This is a genomic window from Mycobacterium sp. 94-17 (assembly GCF_035617725.1).
Taxonomy (GTDB): Bacteria; Actinomycetota; Actinomycetes; order Mycobacteriales; family Mycobacteriaceae; genus Mycobacterium.
The window spans coordinates 120,698-145,377 of the sequence record NZ_JAPIYN010000007.1 but is presented as its reverse complement, the minus strand read 5'-3'; the positions used below and the strand labels follow the sequence as shown (position 1 = coordinate 145,377).

The window sequence follows — 24,680 nt, the reverse complement described above, 5'->3', positions numbered from 1 at the left end:
AAATTCCTTTCAGCCGAATTCCGCACGGACCAGGCTGATCATACACACATCGATATGTGTACGACCAGCAGCCGACCGGCTAGCGGCAGCCGCGATGCTCGACCGCCGCCCCCACCTGGCGGCGGAGATAGCCTCGCAACTTTTTGCCCTTGCGGGGCGGCCGACCGGGGTCGACGACGAAGGACTGCAGGATACGCAGCATGTGTTCGCCGAGCTCGTCGAGATCGTTTTGGGAGAACCCGTGCTGTTCCCAGTCCACGTCGAATCTGTTCATCATCGAATGAGCAAGGGCGATCGACTTATCCGAGGTCACCGACGCGGTGAACGAACCGGTGCGATCGGCCGTGAGCAGTAGCCGAACGTATCTGTCCTCGGGCAGCCATTCAAGCGTCGTCGCCATCGCCTCGACCACCGCATCGGCGGGATCACCGATACCCAAGAGGTGTTTGGCGAGTCGATCCAGGAATCCCGATGCCGAGTCCATCGCCGCCGCGAACAGCAGGTCTTCGGTACTGGGGAAATATCGGTACACCGTTTGGCGAGTCACACCTACAGCCCGGGCAATTTCCGCAATGCCGATGTCCGCTCCCCGGATGTCGATCGCGGTTTTTGCCGCGCTCAGGATCCGGCCCTTCGCCTCTTCGTCGCTTGCGGGCGTGGCGCCACCCCATCCACGGGTGCGCATCAACGTCCGGCTTGGCCGCCGGCGGCGTTTGCTATCACGTAAGGCAGGATACTGGCCTGCCCGGCCCCTTGTTCCTCGGATTGTCCGGCGCTACATTCCGATATATGTGTATGGTCTCGGCGGGTCGCCGAACATGAAGGTGTGCACCGATGAGTTCGCCCGTCTCAGCCGCTACATTCCGGTCAACTGCGACGGCAACCCCGTTGTCACAATCACGAACCCGCTGCATCTATCGAATTGGACGCTGCCTGTGGTCGAGTGGTTTTGGATCATCAGCGCCGCGGTGTGTCTGGCGCACGCGATCCGCTGGTACCGCCGCCGTCGTGATGCGTCGAACGTGGTCGTTTGGTGCACCGGCATCACGGCGCTGCTGCTGATCGAGCCGACCTCCTATTTTCCGCAGTGGTTCGGACTGGAGCAGAAGCTCGGTTTGACGTTCGTGCACAACCAGTTCACGATCAACTTCCTCTACAACCGCATTCCGCTCTACATCATCGCGTGTTACCCGCTATTCCTGTACATCTCCTACGTTCTGGTGCAGCGCACCGGAATTTTCCAGCGCTACACCCCTTTCGTCGGCGCGCTGTCGGTGGCGATGGTCTACCACTTCTTGTGGGAGATCGTGGATCCGCTTGGTGCTCAGTGGCTTTGGTGGGTGTGGAACACCAAGCTGTCGACCTCGCAGCCGGCGTTGGGCGTGGTTCCGCTGCTCAACATTCAGGTGTTCACCATCACCATGCCGTTCGGCGTCACGCTCGCCGCGCTGCTGCTGTGCAGGGTGCCGCACCGTGGCGGCTGGTACATCGTTCGTGACGTCGCCGTCAACAGCGTCGCGGTGTGGCCGATCATCTTCATTTCCGCGGTGCCCTCGACAGTCGCCGACCTCATGGGTGCACCGCTTGGCGTCGCTCGCGCGGTGCAGTGCTGGGGATGGGTGGCATTGGCTGTCGTCGTCGGCGCGTGGGCCTATGTCGGCGCGTTGCGCGCGCGCCGCAGCGACGCCTCGCTGGTGCCTGACGACGTTCGCTCCGACCGGTTGGCGCTGCGGTGGGTGGTCGTCTATTTCGCTATCACGCTGGCTTTTTGGATGGCCGCTATGCCCGGCTACTTCTCGGCGACCAATGGGGTGGCGGCCAACGGCGGCCAACTCGGTTCGCTTCCGTACGCGATCTTCGCCTACCTGGGTTCAATCATCCTGGTGTGGGCAAGCTATGCCGCGACGATCAAACGCCCCGAACCGACGCAAAATCCGGTGCTGGCTCCTGCATGAGGCGAACCGCTGCAGCAACGCATATTACGTTGTGCTGTCAGCGCTTTCGGCGGCAACTCGCTTGGCCCAGCGGTAGTCGGCCTTTCCGGACGGCGATCGTTCGATCTTGGAGGCCCGCAGGATCGCCTTCGGCAATTTATACCGGGCGACGTGACGAGCACACGCTTCGATGAGATCGTCGTCGCACGGCTGCGTTCCGTCGACGAGTTGGACGATGGCAACGACCTCGTTGCCCCAGCGGACGGATGGACGCCCGACAACCACGACGTCGTAGACATCCGGATGGGTGGCGAGCGCGCGCTCGACCTCTTCGGCGAAGATCTTCTCGCCGCCGGAGTTGATCGTGATCGCGTCGCGGCCCAGCAACTCGATTCGGCCGTCAGCGAGCAGGCGCGCCCGATCACCGGGGACGGACCAGCGCACCCCGTCGATGACGGGGAAGGTCCGCGCGGTTTTTTCGGCGTCGCCGAAGTATCCCAACGGGATCCGGTCGCGGCGCGCGAGCCATCCGTCACCCTCGCCGGGGCCAAGTATATGGGTGAAATCTGCTGAGATAACGGCGGTCTCGGAGCCAGGATTGAAGGTTGCAACCTCGACCTGGGCGCCCTTGGTTGACATCGAGTTCATTTGCAGGCCCGATTCGGAGGCGCCCGCAGTGTCGATAATGAGCAGGTTGGGCAGGATCGCCATGAAGCGCGATCGCACGCCTTCGGTCAGGACCGCGCCGCCGTTGCTGATCGAAACCAGACCGGACAGGTCGTAGTCGCCGCGCTCGAGTTCGTCGATGAGTGGACGAGCGATCGCATCGCCGACGACGGGAATGCTCACCACGCGCTCGCGCTCGGCGAGTCGCAGTATTTGATCGGGACGCATGCTCTCGACGTCGTCGGGTAGCGCCACCCAACCGCCCATTGTCCATATCGTGAACGCGCCCCATTGCGCGGCGCCGTGCATCAGCGGGGGAATGAGCAGCACCGACGTCGTGCCGGCCGCCTGTGCGGCCCGGTCGACCAGCTCATGGTAGGACCCGTACGGTTCGTCGGAGCCGAAGGGGCGCCCTCCCATGGAAGAGACGAAAACATCGTGCTGGCGCCACTGCACGCCTTTAGGCATACCGGTGGTGCCGCCGGTGTACAGCAGGAACACATCGTCGCCGCGGGGCTCGGGCATTCCGGCGGCCGGTGGGGCGGTGTCGATGATCGACTCGTAGTCGACGGCGCCCGGCAGCAGCGGGTTATCGGTGTGATCGGCGACCTGGATCAGGGTTTCGAGCGCGGGCAGCGCGTCGCGGAGCGCGGCCACCCGTGGCGCGAACTCCGCGTGGTACACCAGGCCCGTTGCCCGCGAATTCTCCAGTAGATACAGAAGCTCCGATTCGACATAGCGGTAGTTGACGTTGAACGGCGCCACCCGTGCCCGGTAGGCGCCGATCATCGACTCCAGGTACTCGTTGCCGTTGCGCAGATAGAGACCGAGATGATCCTGTCCGGATTCGTGCGGGGCCAACCGATTCCGTTCGGTGTGGCACCCCAGACCACGCGACGCCAGGTAGTGGGCGACGCCGTCGATACGCCTGTCGAACTCGGCGAAGGTGAAATGGCGGTCGCGCCAGATCAAAGCGCGCTGGTCGGGAATGGCCTGTGCGATCGTGTGAAACACCGTCGAGAGATTGAACTCGGTGGCATCTCCGCTTTCGGTCACGCTTTGCCTCCCGGTGTTAGGCCGACGCTAGGGCATACAGAGTGTAGCAACTGTATGGCGAGGTCAGCGTACGGCCTGCCCGGCTCGGGTCGGCGTGTAGACCACCGGCATCGCTTCGAGTCCGACGACGTTATTGGACGGCCGCAGCGACAAATCGGCGCCATCGGCGAGCCGCAGATCAGGTAGCCGCCGCAGCACACGGCTGATCATCGCGGACAGTTCCGCGCGGGCGAGCTGATTGCCGAGACAGAAGTGCGGCCCGAATCCAAATGCCAAGTGATTGTTCGGCTGCCGGTCGATCCGGAAACTATCCGGATCGTCGAAGACGGATTCATCGAAGTTTGCCGATTCGTACAGCAGGATGATCTTTTCGCCCCGCCGCAGTGGCGTTCCGTGTACCTCGGCGTCGGCGGTCAGTGTGCGGCACATGGTCTTGGCGGGAGAGGTCCAGCGCAGCATCTCCTCGACCGCTGTGCTGAGCAGCTCCGGGGCTTTCCGCAGGGCGTGCCACTGCTCGGGATGACGCACCAGTTCGGCCACGCCGCCGCTGAGAGTGTGCCGGGTGGTCTCGTCGCCGCCGATCAGGATCAGCAGTGTCTCCATGACGATCTCCTCGTCTTCGAGACGCTGCCCGTCGATCTCTGCATGCACCAGGTTGCTGATCAGATCGTCGCCGGGAACCCTGCGACGTTGAGCGATCGCCTCGGTGCAATAGTCGCTGAACGATGCGAAATCTGTTATCAGCGACTTGATTTCGGCCTCGGTCAAATGGGAACCCACCGACATGAAGCCGTCCGACCAGCGCAGCAGCATCTCGCGATCGTCGGGCAGAACGCCGAGTATGTCGCCAATCACGATCATCGGCAGCGGTGCGGCGATGTCACGGACGAAGTCGCACTGGCCCAGCTCGCACACGGAATCGATGAGCTGGTCGCAGATATCGCCAATCGGCGTCGTGAGCCCGTGTACACCCCGGCGGGTAAAGGCCTTGTTGACCAGCTTGCGCCGCAGCAGGTGGTCGGGATCGTCCATATCGACCAGATAGGACATCGGCGGATAGTCCGGTCTGGCTCCGCCGGCGTTGGAAAACAAGGCGGGATCTCGACCGGCACTCAAGATCGCCTGATAGGTCGAGAATGCGGCCATGCCGTTGCGATCCCGAAACACGGGCTGGTTGTGCCGCATCCACCGATAAACGCGACGCGATTCGGGGCTGGCGTAGAAGGTGCCGTCGGTCAGGTCGACATCGGGAACTTCGGTGATCATTCAGTCCTCCGGTTCAGCGGTGGTCATGCGGCTCCGACGCAGCGCCGCGCTCATGTAGGCCGCGCCGCGGCACCGTCGGGCACATGGCCGCAGGAGAAGGTGTCGGCCCGCCCGAAATAGTAGTCGGTGAGCGGAGAGCGGCGGGCGAATCGGCGTGCGTCCGTCATCGTCTGGGGCCGGTAGAACAGTGCCTCGCCCTACCAAGGCAACGAACCTCGCCCTTGACAAAACATAATTCATAAATTGTATGGTGTGAAGATGAGTTTGGCGGACGGTCACACCGAGTCCAACAGCAGGATCGACGCTGTCCCGATCGTCGGTGCCGGCCTCGCCACCATGGGACTGGCGCACCTCGTTCGGCCGGCGATGTTCGATTCGATAGTGGCGCCGGCGTTCCCACGCAATACCCGCCGACACATCTACGTCAACGGCAGCATCGAGACGCTGCTGGGGGCCGGCCTCGTCCCGCGGGCCAGCCGCCGTATAGCGACTGTCGGACTGGCGGGCTACGTGGCCTATGTGGCAGCCAACGCGGTACGGAACCGATGACCCCGGAGCCGCCCGATCCTCCGACGGGCACACTGACCAAGTCGGATGTCGACCCGGCGCTGCGCCGTCCGCTGCTGCCGCATAGCTATCACCTCGACCGTGGGCTGCGCCCGCAGCGGGCGTTGATGAAACTTGCCGGGCTGGCCCGGCGGCCACAGGGTGTAGAAGTGGCCACCGTGAATCCTTATGTCACCGTGCGCATACACCGACCTGCGACGCTCCGGGAGGATGCACCCGCGATGCTGTGGGTGCACGGCGGGGGGTATGTGGTGGGTACCGCACGGTTGGACGAACTGTTTTGCCGCCGCCTGGCGCACCACGTCGACGCGGTCGTCGTTGCCGTCGAGTACCGACTTGCGCCCGACTATCCCTACCCCGTCCCTTTGGAGGACTGCTACGCCGCACTGACCTGGCTAGCACGTCAGCCGTGGGTCGATCCCAGCCGGATTGCCCTCGGCGGGGCGAGCGCCGGGGGAGGGCTCGCGGCGGCGCTGGCCATTCTCGCCAGGGACCGCGGGGAGGTGGCACCCGTGCTGCAGATGCTGGTCTATCCCATGCTGGACGACCGGACGGGATCGCGGCCGGACCGGCTGAACGGCCGTCTCATCTGGAACGGCGCGGACAACCAACGGGCGTGGGGTTGGTACCTCGGTGACGCCGACCGAAGCGTCGCGGTGCCCGCGCGGGCAACCGACCTGTCCGGGCTGGCGCCGGCGTGGCTGGGTGCCGCGACGCTGGATCTGTTCTATGAGGAGAACGTCGCCTATGGTCGAGCGCTTCACGAGGCAGGCACACCCTGCCATCTGGAAGTGGTCGAACGCGCCTACCACGGATTCGACATGGCGGCGCCCGATGCGCCGGTGTCGATCGCATTCTTCGCCAGTGAATGCCGGCACTTGCGTGCCGCGCTGGGGACCGAACGGCGAGCCGCCGCCCAGGCGATCTGAGCACGTCACTCGACGTCCGTCAGGCAAGGAGAACGGGAATGAATCGTGTCAATGGCAAGGTCGCTCTGGTCACCGGCGCCGCTCGGGGGCAGGGGCGCAGTCATGCCGTCCATCTGGCCGACGAGGGCGCCGACATCATCGCGCTGGACATCTGCGCGGACATCGCCACCAACAACTACCCGTTGGGCACCACCGCCGACTTGAACGAGACCGTCGAGCTCGTCGAGAAATCCGGACAACGCTGCCTGTCCGGCGTCATCGACGTGCGCGACCGCGTCGGGCTGAAAGAATTTGTGGCCCGCTCGGTTTCCGATCTCGGCAGGCTCGACATCGTCGCCGCCAATGCCGGGATCGCGCCGCTCGGAGCCGACGTTCCGATGGAGGGCTTCATCGACGTCTTCGACGTAAATTTTGTCGGCGTGGTCAACACGGTGCACGTGGCTGTGCCCCACCTGGTCGACGGCGGGTCGGTGATCATCACGGGCTCGGTCGCCGGGCTGGTTCCGCAGAACGGGCTGGCGATGGGCGGCGGCCTGCCGGGTCCCGGCGGCGCAGGATATGGGTTGTCCAAGAAGATGATTCGTGAGTACACGGCCTCATTGGCACTCGCGTTGGGGCCTCAGCGGATACGCGTCAACGCGATTCATCCCACCAATGTCGACACCGACATGCTGCACAACGACGCCATCTATCGGACATATCGTCCGGACCTGCCCAACCCGACTCGGGCGGATGCCGAAGAAGCGTTCCCGTTCCTGCAAGCGATCCCGACGCCCTATGTCCACGCCGCCGACATTTCGCACGCGGTCGTCTACCTGGCCTCGGACGAGTCGCGATTCGTGACGGGCCAGCAGCTATTCGTCGACGGCGGCGCCGCGCTGAAGCTGGGTCTGTAGATCGAAAATCTTTAAGCAAATTAAGCGACAATACATAAACGAAAGCGCGTATGGTCGACCTATGAAACACGAGCCCCTTGACGCCGTTGTTGTGGGAGCCGGATTTTCGGGCATCGGTGCGGCGATCGAACTGAAAAGCCTCGGCTACCGCAACATCGTTGTCGTCGAACGTGAGGACGATCTCGGCGGGACCTGGCATGTCAACCGCTACCCGGGTGCCGCCGTCGACATCATGTCCACGGCCTACCAGTATCACTTCGAGCCCAACCCGCGGTGGTCGCGGCTGTACGCGAACGGCCCCGAGCTCAAGCAGTATGCCGACCACGTCGCGGACAAGTACGACATCCGCCGTCACGTCCGCCTCAACACCTCCGTACAGGGTGCGGTGTGGGATGAAGATGACCAGGTTTGGCGCGTCTCGCTGTCGGATGACGAAACCCTTATCACCCGATTCCTGATCAACGCCAGCGGGTTCCTTTCGCAGCGGCACTATCCAGATATCCCGGGCCTGGACTCATTCGAGGGCGAGATCGTCCACACCACCTGGTGGGATAAGGCCAACGATTTCACCGGCCGTCGGATCGGGGTGATCGGCACCGGCGCCACCGCCGTCCAGCTATTGCCCGAGTTGGCCAAAGTGGTCGACCACATGACGGTCTACCAGCGCACCCCGATCTGGGTCACGCCGAAGATGGATGCGGCGCTGCCCGATTCGGTGCAACGCCTTTTCGCCAGAATGCCGGCGACGCACCGGTTTTTGTCATTGCTCACCACCCTGCTCTACGACTTCTGTCTAAACACCGGCATCTTGAACTATCGGCGGTATAGAACGCTCACGAGGTTCGTCGAGATCCAGTGTCGGGGCATGATGTTGCTTACGGTGCGGGATCGCGCGACGCGGCGGAAGCTCACGCCCGACTACTCACTCGGATGCAAGCGTCCTGCCGTGTCGAATGTCTACTACAAGACGTTCGGCCGGTCCAACGTCGCCCTCGAGACCAGCGGCATCGAGCGGATCGAACCCGACGGCATCGTGTCCCGCGACGGGAAGAAGACGCCGATCGACACGCTGGTGCTCGCGACGGGTTTCAACGTCTGGGACCACAACTTTCCGGCATTCGAGACGATCGGCCGGGACGGCGTCGACTTGGGCAAGTGGTGGATCGACCAGAGATACGCATCCTACCAAGGCATTACGGTGCCGAACTTCCCCAACTACATCGCGATGACGAGTCCGTGGGCGTTCACCGGCCTGTCCTTCTTCAACACCATCACCGTCCAGATGGCACACATCGGGAGGGTGCTCGGTGAGGTCCGCAAGCGTGGTGCGTCGACGTTCGAGGTCACCGACGAGGCATGCCAGGGCTTCGCGAATCGGATGCGTGCCAGGATGGGCGACACGGTGCTGTACTCGGGGCGCTGCGACACGGCGAACAGCTACTACTTCAACAACGACGGCGAGGCCGCGTGGTTCCGCCCGACGTCGCGCCAAAACGCCATTCGGGAGCAGAAGACCTTCCCGATCAGTGACTACAAGATCGCCTGATCCTCAGCCGCTATCGTGGTTGAGGTAGTCCAGGATCGCGTCGCACACAGCGGCGGGTTGATCGAGCTCCGAGAAGTGGCCGGCGCCGGGAATGATGGCCACCCGGCTACCGGGTGGCAGCGCGTTGGCCACTGTCTCGGCGTTCTCGACCTGCAGGGCTCCGTCGACGTCGCCATGGATCACCAGCATGGGGTGGCAGGGCAGGCTGAAGCGGAGCCGGTGCAGGCCCTCATAGCGTTGACGCAAGCGGCCCTACCGAACCGGGCACATCGCCTCGCCGCAACCTCGTCGGCGAGATGCATGGCGGCCGCGCCCGCGCAACTGGACCGCCCGGCGGACGTCGGCCGGCTCACTCTGGCCTACCTTGACGACCTTCCTGAGCGGACGCGTGACATATTAGAAAAGATGCATGCTCTAGCTAGCGCGAGGGCATGTTGGGCTGCGACGTGTGGATAGGATGCCGCGAACTATGAGGACAGACGACGACAGCTGGGATATCACCGAAAGCGTTGGTGGTACGGCAATTCAGGTGGCAATGGGCCGGATGGCCGAATCCGCCTCGGCGAATCCGCTGTTTCATGATCCGCATGCCCAGTACTTCGTGGAACAGGCGCTCGAGCGGGGGTGGCTGCCGCCGTTCAGCGAAGAGGTACTTGCGCAATTGGAGTCGAATGACCCACTAGCGCTCGAGCGGCTGCGCGCGATGGGCGATTACACCGCGGTGCGCACCCGATACTTCGATGATTTCTTCACCTCGGCCAGTTCTGACGGGATTGATCAGGCGGTGATTCTGGCCGCCGGCCTTGATGCCCGTGCCTGGCGCCTTGACTGGGCGCACGGTTCTACGGTGTACGAGATTGATCAGCCGGGGGTGCTCGCGTTCAAGACCCATGCCCTGCAGGCGCGAGATGTCCAACCCGCGAGCCGGTACGTTCCGGTGGGCGTCGATTTGAGACGAGACTGGCCAAGTGCATTGCGGGCGAATGGTTTTGATCTGTCCCGCCCGACCGCGTGGTTGGCGGAGGGACTGCTCCCGTACTTACCCGCCGCAGCCCAGGACCGGCTTTTCCATGATGTGACGGGACTCAGCGCCGCCGGCAGCCGGATCGCCGTGGAAGCCTTTGGCAACGATTTCTACAAACAGGAGTCGGTTGAGAAGCGGACGGCCGAACTCGGCGGTTTTGGCTGCGCCGGGCCAGCGGTCGGTTCCCATGTCACTCAGACTCAAGAGTTGTTCTATCTCGAAGAGCATGCCGATGTCGCCGAATGGCTCGACGACTGTGGTTGGCAGACAACGACTGTCGATGCCCTCACGATGATGGCGCGCTATGGCCGCCTACCGAGCGATGAAGTCAAGGACGCGGTGATCAAGAGCGTCTTCGTGGAAGCGCAACGCTAATGCCGAGGCCGGATCACGAGGTGGTGATCATCGGTCTCGGAAGCGGTAGCATCGCCGCAGCCCGAGAACTCCTGCGGCGCGGCATCAGCGATTTCGTCATTCTGGAGCGTGGCTCGGATTTCGGTGGCACGTGGCGCGATAACCACTACCCGGGGCTGGCTGTCGTTCCTAGCCCGGCTACACCGCCGCCAAATGGGGAGTCCGCGGCCTGGCGAAGACCGCGGCGGTGGAAGTCGCGTCCCGCGGCATCCGGGTGAATTCCATTCACCCCGGCCATATTCGGACGCCGATGACCGACTGGCTGCCGGACGACATGTTCAATATCCCGCTGGGCCGCGCCGCCGATCCGCGGGAGGTGTCGGAGTTCGTGGTGTTCCTCGCGGGCGACAAATTTAGCTATGCCACCGAACCGAGCTCATTGTCGACGGCGGGGTGACGGCAGCGGTGCCGCACAGCGATAATCTGCTGGGGATGGACGTCCAGACTCCCGAGGGATCACCCGAGATCCCGTGTTAGGAACCCGCGCCGCCGACCTGCAGCTCGCGGAGCGCGGCCAGTGCCCGGACCATTTTTGGATACTCGATCACCGGCCCCATCCAGCGCTGCAGATAGCGGCGCAGTTCCGTGCCGTTGCGCGGTGGCTCACCGGGGTCGGCCAGTAGCGACTGCATTGTGCGGAGCAGGAACTCCGCCAGCTCACCGAGGTCGGCCTCGCTGTACGCGTGCGCCGGCCAGTCCACGTGGAGCCGGTGCAGCATGGACCGTGCGAACGCCTTCGATGTCTCCGAGATAAAGACGCCAGACTTGCTGAAATCGGACCGATTCTGTAGCTGTGAGCCCAACTGCGGATCGTCGGCCAGCGTCTCCACGGCGAACGCCACCCCCTCGACCAACGCGTGAACCGGATCAGTAGTGCTGCTCAAGTGCGAGACCATATTGTCGAGCAGGCCGTCGGCCGATCGAATCGCGCATGCGACGAGCAGGTTCTCGCTGCTGGAGAAGTAGCGATACACCGTCGGGCGGGTCACCCCGAGTTGGCGGGCCACATCGGCGATCCGCGGCGCGGATCCCTTTTGAGTTGCCAGCTTTTCGGCGGCATCGAGAATCCGCTCGATGGCCTCCTCATCGGAGGCGGGCGCATTGCCGGACCACCCGTGGCTACGCATGCGGCGCGCGCTCGGTCATCCGCCGAGCATATCGTCGCCGGGCGCCGCCACCGGGCATCTACTCGCTTCGCGGAGGCGCCGTGCCGAACAGGGCGCCACTGAGCGCCGCGGTCAGCAACTCGAAGGCCGGGTCGATGCGCGGTTCGGACAGTCCGAAACTCATCAGCCCAACGCCGATGACGGCGCCCATGAGTGCGACGGTCAGGTCCCGCTCGCGCACCTCGGCGTCGATCTCGCCCGCTGCCCGGGCGTCGCCGAACATGCCCTGCAGCACGGCGGTGAATTCGGTGCTGCGCTCGGCGAGGAGCGGCACGAGATCGGGATGGCGGCGCATCTCCACGGGAAGCGACGCGAGAAACGGCACCAACGCGGGGCTGCGCGCGTACACGCGGGCCGAGGCGGCGAACACCGCGCGCAGACGGTCCGCGAACGAGTCGGCGCTGCCGATGGCCGTGGTGAATTCGACGAGCAGCTCGTCCTGGGCAGAGGCGTAGGCGGCTTGGTACAGCTGCTGCTTGGACGAGAAGTATTGGTAGACGGCCGACGGTGCGATGGTGGCCGCCGCGGCGACGTCGGCAATTCGGGCGCCGTCGTAACCGCGAAGGCCGAACTCCGATTGGGCGGCGGCGACGATCCGCGCAGCTGTCTGCGGGCCGAAACGGCCCGGCGTGCGCCCGCCGGTGCCGCCTGCGGAACGGCGCCGCCGCGGGCGGCGCACGGCGTCGTCTTCTCGGGCAAGCCCTTCGGCGCTCACATCGCTCAACCTAGTCCCTTGCCAGGTAGAAGCACCGCTGATATAAACAACAGAATAGCCTGTTGATTATTGGGAACGCAGTCGAGGAGTTGTAGATGCCTGAAGGCGGCCACGTCGTGGTGATCGGCGGCAGCATCGGCGGTCTGTGTGCGGCGCGGGCATTGCAGAGCCGCTTCGAGCGCATCACGATCCTCGAGCAGGACGTCATCCCCACCGAACCGGCCGGGCGCCGCGGCACCCCGCAGGCCTGGCACAACCACTTTCTGCTCGCCGCCGGACGAGAGGCCATCGAGAAGCTGTTCCCCGGCTACCTCGACCGCCTGCTGGCCAACGGTGGCGCGGTGCTCGACCCTGCGTATGACGCGGTCAACTGCTTGATCGACGGCTGGGCGCCGCGCTCGCGCGGCAACTCCACCATGACGTTCGCGTCGCGGCTGGCGATCGAATCGACAATCCGGGAGTTCGTCGCCGACGATCCGGGAATCACGTTCATCGAGCAGGCCCGCGTGCAGAATCTGACTACGCGCCCCGGCACGGACGGGCGGCCGGTGATCACCGGGGTCGAGTACCGCGACGAGCAGGGCCAGATCCATTCGCTCGAGGCCGAATTCGTCGTCGACACCGCGGGCCGCGGCAGCAAAGCCGGCTCCTGGATGAGCGAATGGGGTCAGGAACCCGAGCTTCAGACACTCGACGCGAAGGTCAGCTACTCCTCGCGCTGGTACCGCTGGCCCGAAGGTGACGACAATCCGTGGTGGCGGTGGTTGACGACATTCCCGGATCCCAATCCGCACGCCCCCGAACAGCATCAGTACCTGTGCTCGATCAACACGATCGAAAACGACTGCTTCATCGCGGTGATGGGTTCGTGGGGTCTGGACATGCCCACCGATGTGGAGTCCTACGAGGCCGCGGCGCGGCAGACCCGCACCCGCGAATTCGCCCGCATGCTCGACGCATCCAAACCCATCACTGACGTCCACCACACCCGCTCGACCCGCAACGTCTGGCGCCGTTTCGACCAACTGTCCCGTCCGCCGCGCGGCTTCATCGCCCTGGGCGACAGCGTGTGCGCCTTCAATCCGATTTACGCCCAAGGGATGTCGTGCGCGGCCGTCGGCGCCGTAATTCTGCGTGAACTGTCCACGCAGACCGACCCGCTGGCCGAGGGTTTCCCGAAGGCCTTCTACGCCGAACAGGCCAAGTTCCTCAAAGGCGCCTGGGCGCTGGCGCTGACCCGCGACGGGGCGTACGCCCACGCGACCGGCACTGAAGCGCTGCCCGACGGCATCCGCCGCAGACTGCTGCGCAAGGCCACCTGGCCGGTGTTCCAGTTCGTCGCGCTGGCAAGCTTCGAAGACCAGGTCATCGGCGACCACTTCAACCGGGTCTTCAACCTGCAGGAGACCGTCCAGGACCTGGCGAAGAACCCGCGGGTGCTGGCCGGCTTGGCCTTCTACGGCGTCAAGTTGGCGTTGGGCCTGAGTAAGGTGCCGCCGCGGACCGACCCGCAACTGCCGCCCAGCGGTGCCGACCGCACGGGGGCACGCGACCTACCGCTTCGCGAGGTGCTGGCAGAACGTCGAGCGGCGGCAAGACAGAAGACCGGCGTCGTCACCGCGAGCGTGTGACATGTCCGTGTGCCTGCCCGCGTTTCGAGAGCTCGCGGCAGCGTTGACCAACGTCCACTGCGACAGCCGGCATCCGATCGTCACTTTCAACAACCCCGCGGCACTGCAGAATTGGACGATGCCGGTACTCGAGGAGGCGGTGCTGATCGGTACCTTGGTGCTGCTGTTCCACGCCATCGGCCGGTTCCGGCGCCACGGCGACAACTCCAACCTCGTCGTGTTGGTGGTCGGTCTATTCATTCCGATGGTGGTGGAGAAGGTGACCTATTTCCCCAGTGGTTCGGCCTCGAGCACTACATGGGGCTGACCTTCGTCCACAACCAGTTCACCGTTCAGCTGCTCTACGACCGGTTGCCGCTCTACATCATGGCCGTGTACTGCGATGCGATGTACATCGGATAGGCCGTCGTGCAGCGGGCGGGAATCTTCAACAAATACAGCGTCGTCGTCGGTGCGGCGTGCACCCCGTTCGCCACCAACTGCCTGTATGCGCCGTTCGATCACGTTGCGACACAGTTCTATTGGTGGGTCTGGAACAACCGGGTGCCCAGCGGGCACCCGACCATCGGCGTCGTGCCCATGCTGAGCACGCAGGTGTTCAACGTGGCGATGCCGTTCGCCTTCGCATTGTTCGCGAGGCTACTCTGCCGGCCGCCGGACCACAGACCGCTGATCATCGCGCGCAACGTCATCGTCATCGCGGTGCTCACCTGGCCGGTGACCCTGCTGGTGGTGGCCCCGAGCGTGCTGCTGTCGATGGCCGGGGTGCCGCTGGACACGGCACGTGCGGTCACCCTGTGGAGTGAACTGACCCTGCTCGCCGTGATCTCGATGGTCGCCTTCGTCGGCGCGCTGCGCGCCCGGCGGGCCGGCCCGGGCACCCTCGACATCCTCGACGCGGGCGTCGCCGACGAGCGCGCACCGCTGTGGTGCGCGGCGGCCTCGCTGGTTCTGGTCGCCGTGTTCTGGTCGGCCGCGCTGCCGGATTACCTCGCGGCGCAACATGGTCACACCGCGTCGGGGGCGCCGGTGTCGTCGCTGACCTACGCGATCGTCACCTACGCGCTTGGCGCGGCGATCGTCGTCATGACCTACGGTTGGCCGTTACGAACGGAACAGCGTGCCGTCCAGTCCGGCGATCAGGACCTCCACGGCCGCGGCCATGTCGCCGTCGGGTAGCGCGTAGCTCAGCAGTCCGATACCCATTGCGGCGCCGACAAATCCGATGAGCAGCTCGCGGTCGGGGATGTCGGGGGCGATCTCGCCGGTCTCGCGCGCGTGGGCGAACATTGCCGCCAGCGAGGTGACCAGGTTCTCGCCCGACTCTTGCAGCGCGGGCATCAGGTCGGGGTGACGGCGCAGCTCGACGGGCAGCGAGGCCAAGAACGGCGTGATCGCCGGAGCGCGTTCGTGGGCGCGTGCCGAGGCCCGCATGATCGCACTGATCCGGCCACGCAGGGTGTCCTGTGTCGCGGTCGCGTCCAGATACTCCGGTAGTAGCTGCGCCAATGCCGCTTCGAAGGCGGCCTGGTAGAGCTCACGCTTGGAGGCGAAGTATTGATAGATCGACGAGTGGGTGATCCCGGCCTCCGAGGCGATCTCGGTCATTCTCGCGCCGGAGTATCCGTGCATGCCGAACTGCTCCTGGGCCGCCTCGATGATGCGTTTGACGGTGTCCTCGGCCGTGGCGCCGGGCGGGCGGCCCCGCTGTTTGGCGCTGCCGGAACGGCGCAGTGAGGTGTTCCGCGGCGCCGGAGAGGTCATGCACAGAATTTACCTGGCGAACTCGAGTGCCCGTGTTGCGCCACGGCGGCCCATGGCGCGGTCGCGGTCCGCGGTGAAATCGCGGTCGGATGGTGGAAGGTCGGGGGACAGGGGCTTGGGCATGCTGTTGCGGCCCAGTGCCCGTCGCACGCCGAAGCGCGCCAGGCCGAGGATGACCCGGGGTTTGCGCAGTACGTCGGTGACCATCTCCTGCAGATTGAACACCCGGTTCATGTGCAGGTCGATGGCCTCGTCCTGCCAGCAGGCGTCTGCGATGAACTGGAAGACCGGCCAGGTCGTCTTGCGGATCAACCGTTTGCGCCAGCCTTCGGGTAGCGCCTCGGTGCCGGTGGCTTGCGGGTAACCGCCGTCGCGGCTGAGCGCGAGCGTCCAGGCGCCCTTCAGGAACTTGGCCTGCTCGGCGTAGAACTGGGTGGCGAACTCGGTGGCGGTAGGGTCGACGGTGTCGGCGAGGCGGCGCAGGATAATCGCCGCGGTGGCGGCGCACGTCATGCCTTGCCCGTAGATCGGGTTGAATGCGCAGACGGCGTCGCCGACCGCGAGGAACTGCCGCGGCGGCGCGGCGATCCGATCGAAGCGGCGCCACACGTTGCGCGTCGCGCGGGTGTGGTGCACGTCGGTCAGCGGCTCGGAAGCCTGCAGGATTCGGGAGAATTCGCGGGTGCGGGTCTTGCGGGCGGCGGCCTCGTAGGACGCGACATCGGTGGGCATGTCCAGGCCCCACGATCCCATCACGGCGATGAAGGAGTTGTCCTCAATGGGGAAAAACGAGCAGATGTACTGGTGTTCGTTGGGCGCGTGGGGATCTGGATCGGGAAATGTGGTCAGCCACTTGTACCAAGGCGCATCAGCCGGCCAGCGATACCATCGCGACGAGTAGCTCACCTTGGCATCGAGTGTCAATTCCTCGACCTCGCAACCAAATTCCTTCATCCACGTCGCCGCTCGGCTGCCCCGGCCCGAGGCGTCGACGACGAAGTCAGCGTGCGCGTACTGGGTCTGGCCGTCGGCGTCGCGATAGGTGACGCCGGTGACGCGGTCGCCGTCGGCGGTCAGCGATTGCACCCGAACACCGTCGACGACGGTCAGAGCGGCGTCCTCGCCGACGAATTGCCGGAGCGTGAGTTCGATCATCGGCCGCGATGCCGAGAACATCCGGAACTGGGTGCGCGATCGCGGCGCCCACCCATACAGCAGGCAGTTGGCCGCTTCGAAACCCGGGTCTATGTTGTTGCCGCCGTTGGCGACTAGGCGGTCGGTGAAGCCGGGGAAGAGGCTCTCGACGGCCTCACGGCCCGCGGTCAACAGTGAGTGGTTATGCCAGGCTTGCGGGGTGCCACGGCGCCCCTCGACCCGGTCCGGCAGGATGTCCGCCTCCAGGATCGTGACGCTGGCGAATCGAGCCTGCAACGCCCGTGCGGCGCACAGGCCTCCGATGCTGCCGCCGATGACAACGGCGCGACCACTCGTCACGGTACCTCCGTCAATTGTTGAATCGGCTGGGGCACGTGCGAGGCGCGAACACGTTGGTGGGCAACGTGACCCGGGTAGGCGGCCAGGATGACGATGGCGCTCAGTGTGACGAAGGCGATCGTGATCTGACCGGTGGGCACCGGGCGGAAGGCAAAGGTGGACAGCGTGACCATCGTGTAGCCGACGACGTGGATGCCGAGCAGCGTCCAGCCGGCCCGGTCGAGACCGATCGGGTCCTTCTTGGTGTAGAGGAACAGCGCCGCGATCGCGATGAGGTAGGCGGTACCGAGCACGAAGTGCGGGATGCCCAACCCGATCGAGATGCCGGTCGGGAAGCTGAACAGGATGCCCAAGACGTTCATCAGGAGACCGAGCGCGAGTGGTGTGATCAGCAGTGTCTTCCACGGCGTCGCCTTGACCGCGGCGATCGCCGCCGGGTCAAAGTCGTTGGCGCCCTCGCCTGATGAGCGGTTCAGGGAGCGGCGCTTCTCCCAATGCCAGACCATGAACATCATCAGCCCGGGCCACGTCAGCTGCCACCAGGCTTCCGACCACGGCCATCCGTAGAAGAACTGGAACAATGCTCGGCCCGAGATCCGCCAGTCCAGCCACACCCACCAGTCGATGCCCTTCTGCGGTCCGTTGACCTCGTAGGGAGCGTCGGTCACCACCATGATGAGCCCGACGGACAGTGCGCGCGCGAGAATCGAACGGATGCCGAAGGACTCGATGAGCTTGAAGCCGAGGAAGATCGTCACGGGATAGAACGCGACCACCACGTACAGCGGCATATCTGTGGGGTAGCCGAGCAGTTCCTTGGTCTGCACCATCACCGCGAACTCACCCTGGATGTAGCTGCGCGAGATCATCATTCCCGTGGTGAATTCCATGATCAGGCCGTAGGCCAGACAGGCCAGGTACAACACCAGGTACGTCGGACGTCCGTTGCGGTACTGCCGGATCGAATAGACAAGGATGAAAATCGTGCTGCTCAGCATGATGGCATCGAGCGCGTTCAGCTGCCAGCCGATCTCGAACGGATTGTTGAACCGCATGTGATGACGATAACACTAAAAACAACAGAACAGTCTGTTCCTTGCAAAACGGGGCCCTGCGCGGCCAGGTTCGAGACGGCGTCTGCAGCGGCGCCGGACCGCCCACCAGCGCCGATCTGTCCCTGCGCGGATTCGCCGGACGGTTCAAGGAGCGGACGCCGAGACGCTGGCCAGCACCTGATCTCGCCACTCGAGACCCTGCCGGATGCCGCCCAGGCGAGCCTCGATACCAAGATCGAAATCAGATGTGGGAAAGATAAAGAACTGGTCTTCGAGAACTGCCCGGTGGACGAACCCGGCTACCAGATTAGGTGAGACACCGTTGGTAGCGAGCAGGTCGCGGTAGAGCTTGGTCGTCACGTTGTCTACCGACGGATCGTCCATGCCGGTCGGCCGATTGCGCTCACTTTCGAAGATTCGGGTCTCGATCAGACCGGGGCACAGCACCGAGATTCCAACTCCGCTGCCGAAGATTTCGCCGCGCAGCGCAGAAGCAATCCCGACCACCGCGTGCTTGCTGGCACCGTATGCGGTGACGGTCGGGGTGTCGGTCACGCCGGCGGCGCTGGCGGTGCAGACAATGTGGCCACGGCCGCGTTCGGTCAGGGTCGGCAGGAATGCATTGACGCCGTTGACAACGCCACGGACGTTGACGTCGAAGACCCAGTCCCACACTGCAAGCGGTGTTTCCAGGACCGGGCCTGTGGGCGCCACCCCGGCGTTCAGACACACGATGTGTATGTCGCCGAATCGGTTCAGTGCCTCGTCCCGAAGCCGGGCCATGTCCGCGGGGGCTCGCACATCGCAGGCCACACCGTGGACTTTGTTGGGATCGCCCGGCCAAGCCGCCAGAGCGGATTTCAGCGCGGCCGACTCGATATCGGCCAGCACGACCGACATCCCGGAGGCCGAGAAACGGTGTGCCATGGCCAAACCGATGCCGCTGGCGCCTCCGGTAATGACGCATGCTTCATCGCGAAGTGGATCGTCGGTAGTCATCGCTTATGCTCTCCTATCGCTCAGTTGAGGGGCTCGGCGCCGGAGACGGCGGAAAGTGCCTCGACTGCCAGGCCGAGGTGCAGGTCTACGATCGGAATGTCGGACACGGGTCTCCTCGGCTTGAGGGAATATGAATCGGCTTGTCAGCCCGCGACGATGGACCGCAGGTAGTCGCACTGACTGGCGAAGAAGTCCAACGCCACCGATGAGCTCGGGGCGAACTGATCGAAACCGTGAAACGCGCCTTCGGCCACCTTCAGGCACACAGGCACTTCCGCCGCTTGCAGGCGTTCGGCATAGGTGTTGCACTCGGCAAGAAATAGATCCAGAGTTCCGACTCCGATCCACGCCGGAGCAAGACCGCGAAGGTTGAGATTCCTTGCCGGAACGGTGACTTCAGGGTCAGCCTCGCCGAGGTACCATCGCCAAGCGATCTGGTTGTCTGTTTGCGACCACATGATTCGCCTGCGCCCTGTGCGGTTGGCGCCCGAGCGGTCGTCCAATCGCGGCTGACCGAGAATCTGTGCGGCGCAGGTAAACTCGCGGGGCGAGACTCGGGCGACGGTGCGCAACCCCGGGTCGAGCTCGTCCATCCTCACGCCACGTCACCTTTTGTCCCGACTGCTGCGCCGTCGCCGACGCAGAGATAGACCTCACGCAGACTAGCCATCGGGAGCTAAGCGTATGGTCGAGACTCCTCGCACGTCAACTATCGTTCGGTATACCGCATGTAATCGACGTTGTTGGTTGCGATCTCGCCCGCGGAAAGCACTAACACCTCGTGATTGGCGCGAACGAGGACAATACAGAATCGACGAAAATGTATTGTCAGTTTACGCACCCGGGATGAGGACGTGATGATGTCGGCCAGCTTGATCGTGTTCAACAATCCACTTGAACTGGGCTGGCAGAACAACGCGGTCGAGCTATTGAAGTTAGGTCTGTTTGCGGTTTTCGCCTGGTATTCGATCGCTCAGTACGGCCGCGGAGCCCGCATCTATACGTTCCTGATGCTGAGCGCGCTGATCTAGGGAGTCGCGCCGGAGTTGATCGGGATGGCGACGGTGAACCTGTATGTCCAGGGGCCGTTCACGATCATGCTGAACTTCCCGGCCGTACCGCTGTTCGAGGAGACCACCGCGATGCCGCTCTACGGCAGCATCTACCACCCGGTGATCTTCATGATCGGCTTCAAGGTAATTGAGGGGCTGGGTATCGGTAAAGCGCTGGCAGGCGGCCATCACCGGCGGGCTGTCCATGTTCTGTCTGGAGGCGCCGTTCGTCATCGAGGGCGGGTTGGCCGACATGCGTTGGTTCACCTGGCGCGATGAACCCCTGCTCCAGTTCTTCGCGGGTTGGCCGTTTGTCGACATGTACTGGCAGATGACCTGGGGTGCGGTGTTCTTCGGTGTCGTACTGCGGGCGCGTGCCCACATCGACGGGGAGGCGGCACGGCGGTGGTCGACGGGGAAGGTGTTGGGGCTGTATCCGCCGCTTGTCGCCGCCTTCGTCATTGTCGTAGGGTCCGTTCTTTTCGCGCCGATTTATCTTGCGACGATCACGATCGGGCGGCACTGGCCGGCGCTGGTGGTGACAGTGGCCGGCTTTCTTGTCGTGGCGGTGACCGCGCTGCGCGCTGCGCGGCCCCCGTCACGGCACATCCAACCCGTGACCGTCGGTGTCACCGTCGCCTACCTCGGGCCGTTCTGGCGATGGTCGTCGAAAATGTCGTGCGTGAGGGCGGGATCGCCGACTGCATCATCGTGCAGATGGTAGGGCCGATCGGCGTCACCGCTCTGGCCACCCACCAAGTGTGGTCGCGACGCGTCTCAGTAGGCGGCGATGCCGCGGCGGCTTAAGGCACCACGGGCAGCCCGCCCGAAGCCAGAGCACGCACGTTTGACGCTCGCGATCAGGTCTCGGTGCCTCGAATCCTGAACCATTGGATGTCGATGGTTCCCTGAGCTACCAGAACCGATGAGCCACGGGTGGTACCGCCGGCACCCGTGACGGCGACGGTGGCGCGCACCGCGTCGACCTCGTCGATCTCAACCGTTCTGGCACCCGAAGCCGTACCCACGAGGTAGCGGCTACGCCGTTCCAATCCGGCAGCCCACAAGTAGTGGGCGAAGAGGTGAATTCCGGTGTCGCCGCCATCGGGCAAGCCGTTCGGGTCGTGGCGATCCATATACCAGTCGTCGGCGGTGAGGCCGTCGGGTAGGAGATCGAAAACCCCTGCCTCGCGGGCTGATCCGGCGACCGTCACTCGCAGGACTGCCGCTGCACCGATACCCCTCCGCCGATCACACAACGCACGCACCGCCCATTTCTGCATGGACAGTGCGGCCGGCAGATCGAGCAATAACACGAAGTCGTCATGAGCCTCATGGCCTTTGGCGAAATTCATCCGAACTCCTGCGACGCGGTGTCACCGGGTTCCACCTCCAGCCACGGGTCGACCAGTACTTTGCAATGTTCCGTGGCTCCCCGTAAGCGGGCGAACATCGCCGGCAGTTCGCTGATTCCGATGGTCCTGGTCACCATCGTGGGCGGTTCTGCCGCGCCGTCGTCGAGCAGGCGTATCGCGTGCTCGAAATCCCCAACGTTGTAGGTCATAGAGAACTGAAGCCGGACTTCCTTCATCAAATAAATCGCAGGGGTATAGCTGTCGGGTACCCCGCACCAGCCCAGCACGACCACCGTTCCACGCGGCGCAACGGTCCGCAGCGCCTGTTCGATGACGCCAGGTGCGCCGACCGCTTCGACAACGACGTCAGGGGCTTTGCCGAAGCAGTGCAACACCTCGCCGAGAGCATCGCCGCCCATCGTGACGAATGCGTCAGCGCCCATCGCCATGGCCAGTGCTTCTAGTCGCCGGGATGTCGCCTGTATCAGTACTTTTCGTGCACCCGCCCGTTTGGCCCACAGTGCCGCCGATAATCCGATCGGGCCTGCCCCCAACACAAGCACGTCGGTGTCAGCCTGGATGTGGGCGAGGCGGATGCCGTGCAGGGCGACAGCGAGTGGCTCCACGAGTGCTGCGTCGGCGAGTGAAACCGAGCGGGGTAGCTTGACCGCTTGGTGTTCGGCCACCGGCGCGTACTGGGCGTAGCCGCCGGTTGCGGGAAATTTCTTGTCGGCGCCGGTACACCACTGCAGATCGCCCGCTACGCAGCTCGGACAGCTGCCACAGGCGGCGATCGCGGCCAGCGAGGTGATATGGTCGCCTGTGCCGAATCGGGTGACCTGCGAGCCTATTTCGACCACGGTGCCCGCGAACTCGTGACCGAGCACTACCCCGGGCGGTGCCTGCATGAATCCCTCCATGTCGGTCATGTGCAGATCGGTTTTGCAGATACCGCATCGGTGCACCTCGATGACAAGCTCGTGCGGCAGCGGCACCGGGTCGGGTCGCTCCCCGATCACCAGACCGCCGTCGGTACCTCCGACCACTGCCGCTCGCATTCAGCCGCCGAGTCCGGAGGGCGCGACGCGATTCACCATCGGAGAACTTGCGCTGGCGGTGCCGCGATAGGCGATCGCCGTCAACGCCACCGTCAATAACGCCGCGGCTACGCCGAATGCCAGCGATCCGGTTGGGTTACCCGATGGCGCCACGCCGTCGACGGCGTCGAAATAGCCGGGCAGCGCCGCCGCCCAGAAGATCACGCCGAAGATCAGGTAGACCGCGACGCAGATCGCCGCGAATCGGTCACCACGCGCACCTACCGGAACGATCGTCGGATCGGCCATCCGTGCCCGGAGGGACCCGTAGAACGCCCAAGCCGTGATCGTGAATCCGCCGATGATCAGTGTCCACACGGTGATCCCACGCGCGGTCATGGTCGAGAAGCCGGCCAATTCGAGAATCGTGGCGGGCAGGTTCATCAATAGAAACAGCGGCCACACCCCGACGCTGACGATCACGATATTGCGGATCAATCGCCACCCTCCTTGGGCGGGTTTGCCGCTCACCCACCGAGTCAGCAGAGCGATCGCGAACGGCATCACCAGAGAGAAGCCCTGCAGGCTGAGGTAGGGGATGGGGCCCATCGAGGGCTTGGATGTCGGCAGCTGCTGGTTCCACACCCACCAGCCCCACTGCGGTCCGACGGTGTCGACCACCTCGAACAGACACATGAACAGGAAGGCGACACACACTGAGCTGACGAAGCTGTCGTAGCGCTTGAGGATTCCGGTGCGCTGGACCAATACATAGGCAAGGTAGCCGTACACCGGGTACATGGCGACGATGTACAGCGGAAGCCGGTCGTAGAGGAACTGAATCGAGAATTGGCCGTGGATGAACGTCAACCCCATCGTGTTCTGGAGGCCGAACCATTGCGGAAAGTACGTGATTGGCTCGATCAAGAGCAGCGCCACGATCAGCGAGGCCCACACCACCAGATTGGAAGCGTCACGGTATCTGCGATACCAGCAAATCCCGTGGAACAGGCATGCGGTGGCACCTGCGGTCAACAGCAGCTCGACGACGGGGAAGGTCCAGTTCTGCAGCCCGAACGGGTTGTGCAGAGTCAGGAACGGGTTGGCGTCACAGCGCAGCAACGGTGCGTGGATGGCCAGTCGGGCGAACTCCGCGGTGCATGTCTCCATCGGTGACGAGTCCTCCGTTCGTGTCGCTATCGCATAACACCATACATACCTACACGATCGTATGATCGTGACGATCCCGCCGTAAGCAAGCGGCCGTGTCAACCGAGATCGAAGGAGATGGACCAGCAGATGACCGAATCAACCACAGATAGCCAGTCGCATGCGCTGATCGAACAACGAGGTCACACGCTGATCGTGACGATGAACCGGCCCCACCGACTCAACGCGCTCACTGGCGAGATGATGCTCATCATGGTCGATGCGTGGGACCGCGTCGATCAGGATCCAGACATCAGATCCTGCATTCTCACCGGGGCGGGTGGCGCGTTCTGCGCAGGGATGGATCTCAACAACGCGAACGCCCAACCGATCGGTGACACGTTCTCCAGTGGATTCGATCCCACCCGCATCGACGGCCTGCTCAAGGGGCGCAGGCTGACAAAGCCGTTGATCGCCGCGGTCGAGGGCGCTGCCGTCGCCGGTGGCACGGAGATCCTGCAGGGTACCGATATTCGGGTCGCGGGCCAGAGCGCGAAATTCGGTGTCGCGGAGGCACGTTGGAGCCTCTACCCGATGGGCGGTTCGGCGGTGCGACTGGTACGCCAGATTCCTTACACGATCGCCTGTGAGATGCTCCTGACGGGCCGGCACATCACCGCAGCCGAGGCCAAAGACTTCGGGCTGGTAGGACATGTGGTGCCCGACGGGCAGGCGCTGGCCAAAGCGCTGGAGATCGCCGACGTGATCAACAACAACGGTCCGCTGGCGGTTCAGGCGATTCTGAAGACCATCCGCGACACCGAATGTCTGCCAGAGAACGACGCATTCGTCCCGGACACGCAGAACGGTATCCCGGTGTTCATGTCGGAGGACTCCAAGGAGGGGCCGCGCGCGTTCGTCGAAAAGCGCAAACCCAACTTCCAGATGAGGTAATCGCCCGGCGG

At 64.2% G+C, this 24,680-nt stretch carries 27 protein-coding genes and 2 pseudogenes; 15 read left to right on the top strand and 14 right to left on the bottom strand.

The features are described from left to right. Positions 1-79: 79 nt before the first annotated feature. On the bottom strand, positions 80-685 hold the full coding sequence (locus OQ789_RS10890; RefSeq protein WP_324685638.1) for a TetR/AcrR family transcriptional regulator: 606 nt from the start codon (positions 683-685) through the stop codon (positions 80-82). A 133-nt stretch (positions 686-818) separates the two neighbouring features. Here OQ789_RS10890 and OQ789_RS10885 point away from each other — a divergent pair, with 133 nt between their 5' ends. After that, positions 819-1,955, top strand: a complete 1,137-nt coding sequence (locus OQ789_RS10885) for a hypothetical protein (RefSeq protein WP_324685636.1) — start codon at positions 819-821, stop codon at positions 1,953-1,955. A gap of 24 nt (positions 1,956-1,979) precedes the next feature. Here the strand turns inward: OQ789_RS10885 and OQ789_RS10880 are convergent, their stop codons facing one another. Both OQ789_RS10880 and OQ789_RS10875 read right to left on the bottom strand, forming a co-directional pair. Beyond that, positions 1,980-3,656 (bottom strand): acyl-CoA synthetase, encoded by a 1,677-nt coding sequence (locus OQ789_RS10880; protein WP_324685634.1) that lies wholly within the window; start codon positions 3,654-3,656, stop codon positions 1,980-1,982. Between the two features lie 63 nt (positions 3,657-3,719). Continuing rightward, positions 3,720-4,922: a cytochrome P450 gene (locus OQ789_RS10875; RefSeq protein ID WP_324685632.1), complete on the bottom strand. Its 1,203-nt coding sequence runs from the start codon at positions 4,920-4,922 to the stop codon at positions 3,720-3,722. 258 nt (positions 4,923-5,180) lie between these two features. On the opposite strand from OQ789_RS10875, the gene OQ789_RS10870 reads away from it, so the two are divergent. The 4 genes from OQ789_RS10870 to OQ789_RS10855 all read left to right on the top strand — a co-directional run bounded on the left by OQ789_RS10870 (position 5,181) and on the right by OQ789_RS10855 (position 8,860). Then, positions 5,181-5,471 (top strand): hypothetical protein, encoded by a 291-nt coding sequence (locus tag OQ789_RS10870; protein WP_324685630.1) that lies wholly within the window; start codon positions 5,181-5,183, stop codon positions 5,469-5,471. Positions 5,472-5,503: 32 nt separating this feature from the next. Next, complete coding sequence (locus tag OQ789_RS10865; RefSeq protein ID WP_420716097.1) at positions 5,504-6,418, top strand: alpha/beta hydrolase fold domain-containing protein; 915 nt, start codon at positions 5,504-5,506, stop codon at positions 6,416-6,418. 38 nt (positions 6,419-6,456) lie between these two features. Continuing rightward, positions 6,457-7,314: a mycofactocin-coupled SDR family oxidoreductase gene (locus tag OQ789_RS10860; RefSeq protein ID WP_324685626.1), complete on the top strand. Its 858-nt coding sequence runs from the start codon at positions 6,457-6,459 to the stop codon at positions 7,312-7,314. 61 nt (positions 7,315-7,375) lie between these two features. Then, complete coding sequence (locus tag OQ789_RS10855) at positions 7,376-8,860, top strand: NAD(P)/FAD-dependent oxidoreductase (protein WP_324685623.1); 1,485 nt, start codon at positions 7,376-7,378, stop codon at positions 8,858-8,860. Positions 8,861-8,863: 3 nt separating this feature from the next. On the opposite strand, the gene OQ789_RS10850 is transcribed toward OQ789_RS10855, so the two are convergent. After that, positions 8,864-9,106 carry an alpha/beta hydrolase gene (locus OQ789_RS10850; protein WP_324685620.1) on the bottom strand — a complete coding sequence of 81 codons (243 nt, stop codon included), beginning with the start codon at positions 9,104-9,106 and terminating at the stop codon, positions 8,864-8,866. A gap of 223 nt (positions 9,107-9,329) precedes the next feature. On the opposite strand from OQ789_RS10850, the gene OQ789_RS10845 reads away from it, so the two are divergent. The 3 genes and pseudogenes from OQ789_RS10845 to OQ789_RS25975 form a co-directional block, all read left to right on the top strand. Continuing rightward, positions 9,330-10,259, top strand: a complete 930-nt coding sequence (locus OQ789_RS10845) for a class I SAM-dependent methyltransferase (protein WP_324685617.1) — start codon at positions 9,330-9,332, stop codon at positions 10,257-10,259. Further along, positions 10,259-10,423, top strand: a pseudogene (locus OQ789_RS10840) (NAD(P)-binding protein); the annotation flags it as partial. The gene OQ789_RS10845 and the pseudogene OQ789_RS10840, both read left to right, overlap by 1 nt. 11 nt (positions 10,424-10,434) lie before the next feature. Further along, a pseudogene (locus tag OQ789_RS25975) lies at positions 10,435-10,775 on the top strand (SDR family oxidoreductase); the annotation flags it as partial. Here OQ789_RS25975 and OQ789_RS10830 read toward each other — a convergent pair. Next, positions 10,772-11,425 (bottom strand): TetR/AcrR family transcriptional regulator, encoded by a 654-nt coding sequence (locus tag OQ789_RS10830; RefSeq protein ID WP_324685611.1) that lies wholly within the window; start codon positions 11,423-11,425, stop codon positions 10,772-10,774. The pseudogene OQ789_RS25975 and the gene OQ789_RS10830 overlap by 4 nt on opposite strands. A gap of 58 nt (positions 11,426-11,483) precedes the next feature. Continuing rightward, positions 11,484-12,179, bottom strand: a complete 696-nt coding sequence (locus OQ789_RS10825; RefSeq protein ID WP_324685608.1) for a TetR/AcrR family transcriptional regulator — start codon at positions 12,177-12,179, stop codon at positions 11,484-11,486. 95 nt (positions 12,180-12,274) lie between these two features. Here OQ789_RS10825 and OQ789_RS10820 point away from each other — a divergent pair, with 95 nt between their 5' ends. The 3 genes from OQ789_RS10820 to OQ789_RS10810 all read left to right on the top strand — a co-directional run bounded on the left by OQ789_RS10820 (position 12,275) and on the right by OQ789_RS10810 (position 14,989). Continuing rightward, positions 12,275-13,810 carry a hypothetical protein gene (locus OQ789_RS10820; RefSeq protein WP_324685607.1) on the top strand — a complete coding sequence of 512 codons (1,536 nt, stop codon included), beginning with the start codon at positions 12,275-12,277 and terminating at the stop codon, positions 13,808-13,810. Position 13,811: 1 nt separating this feature from the next. Further along, positions 13,812-14,117: a hypothetical protein gene (locus OQ789_RS10815; protein ID WP_324685606.1), complete on the top strand. Its 306-nt coding sequence runs from the start codon at positions 13,812-13,814 to the stop codon at positions 14,115-14,117. Positions 14,118-14,218: 101 nt separating this feature from the next. Then, complete coding sequence (locus OQ789_RS10810) at positions 14,219-14,989, top strand: hypothetical protein (protein ID WP_324685605.1); 771 nt, start codon at positions 14,219-14,221, stop codon at positions 14,987-14,989. On the opposite strand, the gene OQ789_RS10805 is transcribed toward OQ789_RS10810, so the two are convergent. The 5 genes from OQ789_RS10805 to OQ789_RS10785 form a co-directional block, all read right to left on the bottom strand. Then, positions 14,915-15,574 carry a TetR/AcrR family transcriptional regulator gene (locus OQ789_RS10805; RefSeq protein ID WP_324685604.1) on the bottom strand — a complete coding sequence of 220 codons (660 nt, stop codon included), beginning with the start codon at positions 15,572-15,574 and terminating at the stop codon, positions 14,915-14,917. The two genes, OQ789_RS10810 and OQ789_RS10805, sit on opposite strands and share 75 nt — an antisense overlap. Before the next feature lie 9 nt (positions 15,575-15,583). Further along, positions 15,584-17,068, bottom strand: a complete 1,485-nt coding sequence (locus OQ789_RS10800) for an FAD-dependent oxidoreductase (RefSeq protein WP_324685603.1) — start codon at positions 17,066-17,068, stop codon at positions 15,584-15,586. Then, positions 17,065-18,123: a hypothetical protein gene (locus OQ789_RS10795; protein WP_324685601.1), complete on the bottom strand. Its 1,059-nt coding sequence runs from the start codon at positions 18,121-18,123 to the stop codon at positions 17,065-17,067. Before OQ789_RS10795 ends, OQ789_RS10800 begins: the two co-directional genes overlap by 4 nt. 144 nt (positions 18,124-18,267) lie before the next feature. Continuing rightward, entirely contained in the window at positions 18,268-19,122 is an 855-nt protein-coding gene (locus OQ789_RS10790) for an SDR family NAD(P)-dependent oxidoreductase (RefSeq protein ID WP_324685599.1), read from the bottom strand. Positions 19,123-19,265: 143 nt separating this feature from the next. Continuing rightward, on the bottom strand, positions 19,266-19,715 hold the full coding sequence (locus tag OQ789_RS10785; RefSeq protein ID WP_324685597.1) for an alpha/beta hydrolase fold domain-containing protein: 450 nt from the start codon (positions 19,713-19,715) through the stop codon (positions 19,266-19,268). Between the two features lie 264 nt (positions 19,716-19,979). Here OQ789_RS10785 and OQ789_RS10780 point away from each other — a divergent pair, with 264 nt between their 5' ends. From OQ789_RS10780 to OQ789_RS10770, 3 genes are read left to right on the top strand one after another with little or no spacing between them, the layout of a single operon-like run. Further along, positions 19,980-20,153 carry a hypothetical protein gene (locus OQ789_RS10780; protein ID WP_324685596.1) on the top strand — a complete coding sequence of 58 codons (174 nt, stop codon included), beginning with the start codon at positions 19,980-19,982 and terminating at the stop codon, positions 20,151-20,153. 24 nt (positions 20,154-20,177) lie between these two features. Next, the gene (locus OQ789_RS10775; RefSeq protein WP_324685595.1) at positions 20,178-20,453 is read left to right on the top strand and encodes a hypothetical protein; all 276 of its coding nucleotides are present in this window, start codon (positions 20,178-20,180) and stop codon (positions 20,451-20,453) included. After that, positions 20,380-20,898 carry a hypothetical protein gene (locus OQ789_RS10770; protein WP_324685594.1) on the top strand — a complete coding sequence of 173 codons (519 nt, stop codon included), beginning with the start codon at positions 20,380-20,382 and terminating at the stop codon, positions 20,896-20,898. The genes OQ789_RS10775 and OQ789_RS10770 overlap by 74 nt, the downstream gene beginning before the upstream one ends. Positions 20,899-21,034: 136 nt before the next feature. Here the strand turns inward: OQ789_RS10770 and OQ789_RS10765 are convergent, their stop codons facing one another. Genes OQ789_RS10765 through OQ789_RS10755 form a run of 3 tightly spaced genes read right to left on the bottom strand, consistent with a single transcriptional unit; the run spans position 21,035 to position 23,736 of the window. Beyond that, positions 21,035-21,529 carry a hypothetical protein gene (locus OQ789_RS10765; RefSeq protein WP_324685592.1) on the bottom strand — a complete coding sequence of 165 codons (495 nt, stop codon included), beginning with the start codon at positions 21,527-21,529 and terminating at the stop codon, positions 21,035-21,037. Next, on the bottom strand, positions 21,526-22,575 hold the full coding sequence (locus tag OQ789_RS10760; RefSeq protein WP_324685590.1) for an alcohol dehydrogenase catalytic domain-containing protein: 1,050 nt from the start codon (positions 22,573-22,575) through the stop codon (positions 21,526-21,528). Before OQ789_RS10760 ends, OQ789_RS10765 begins: the two co-directional genes overlap by 4 nt. A gap of 12 nt (positions 22,576-22,587) precedes the next feature. Beyond that, positions 22,588-23,736 (bottom strand): hypothetical protein, encoded by a 1,149-nt coding sequence (locus OQ789_RS10755; protein WP_324685589.1) that lies wholly within the window; start codon positions 23,734-23,736, stop codon positions 22,588-22,590. A gap of 129 nt (positions 23,737-23,865) precedes the next feature. Between OQ789_RS10755 and OQ789_RS10750 the strand changes: the two genes are divergently transcribed. Then, positions 23,866-24,669, top strand: coding sequence for a crotonase/enoyl-CoA hydratase family protein (locus OQ789_RS10750; protein ID WP_324685588.1), 804 nt, complete (start codon positions 23,866-23,868; stop codon positions 24,667-24,669). Positions 24,670-24,680: the final 11 nt, after the last annotated feature.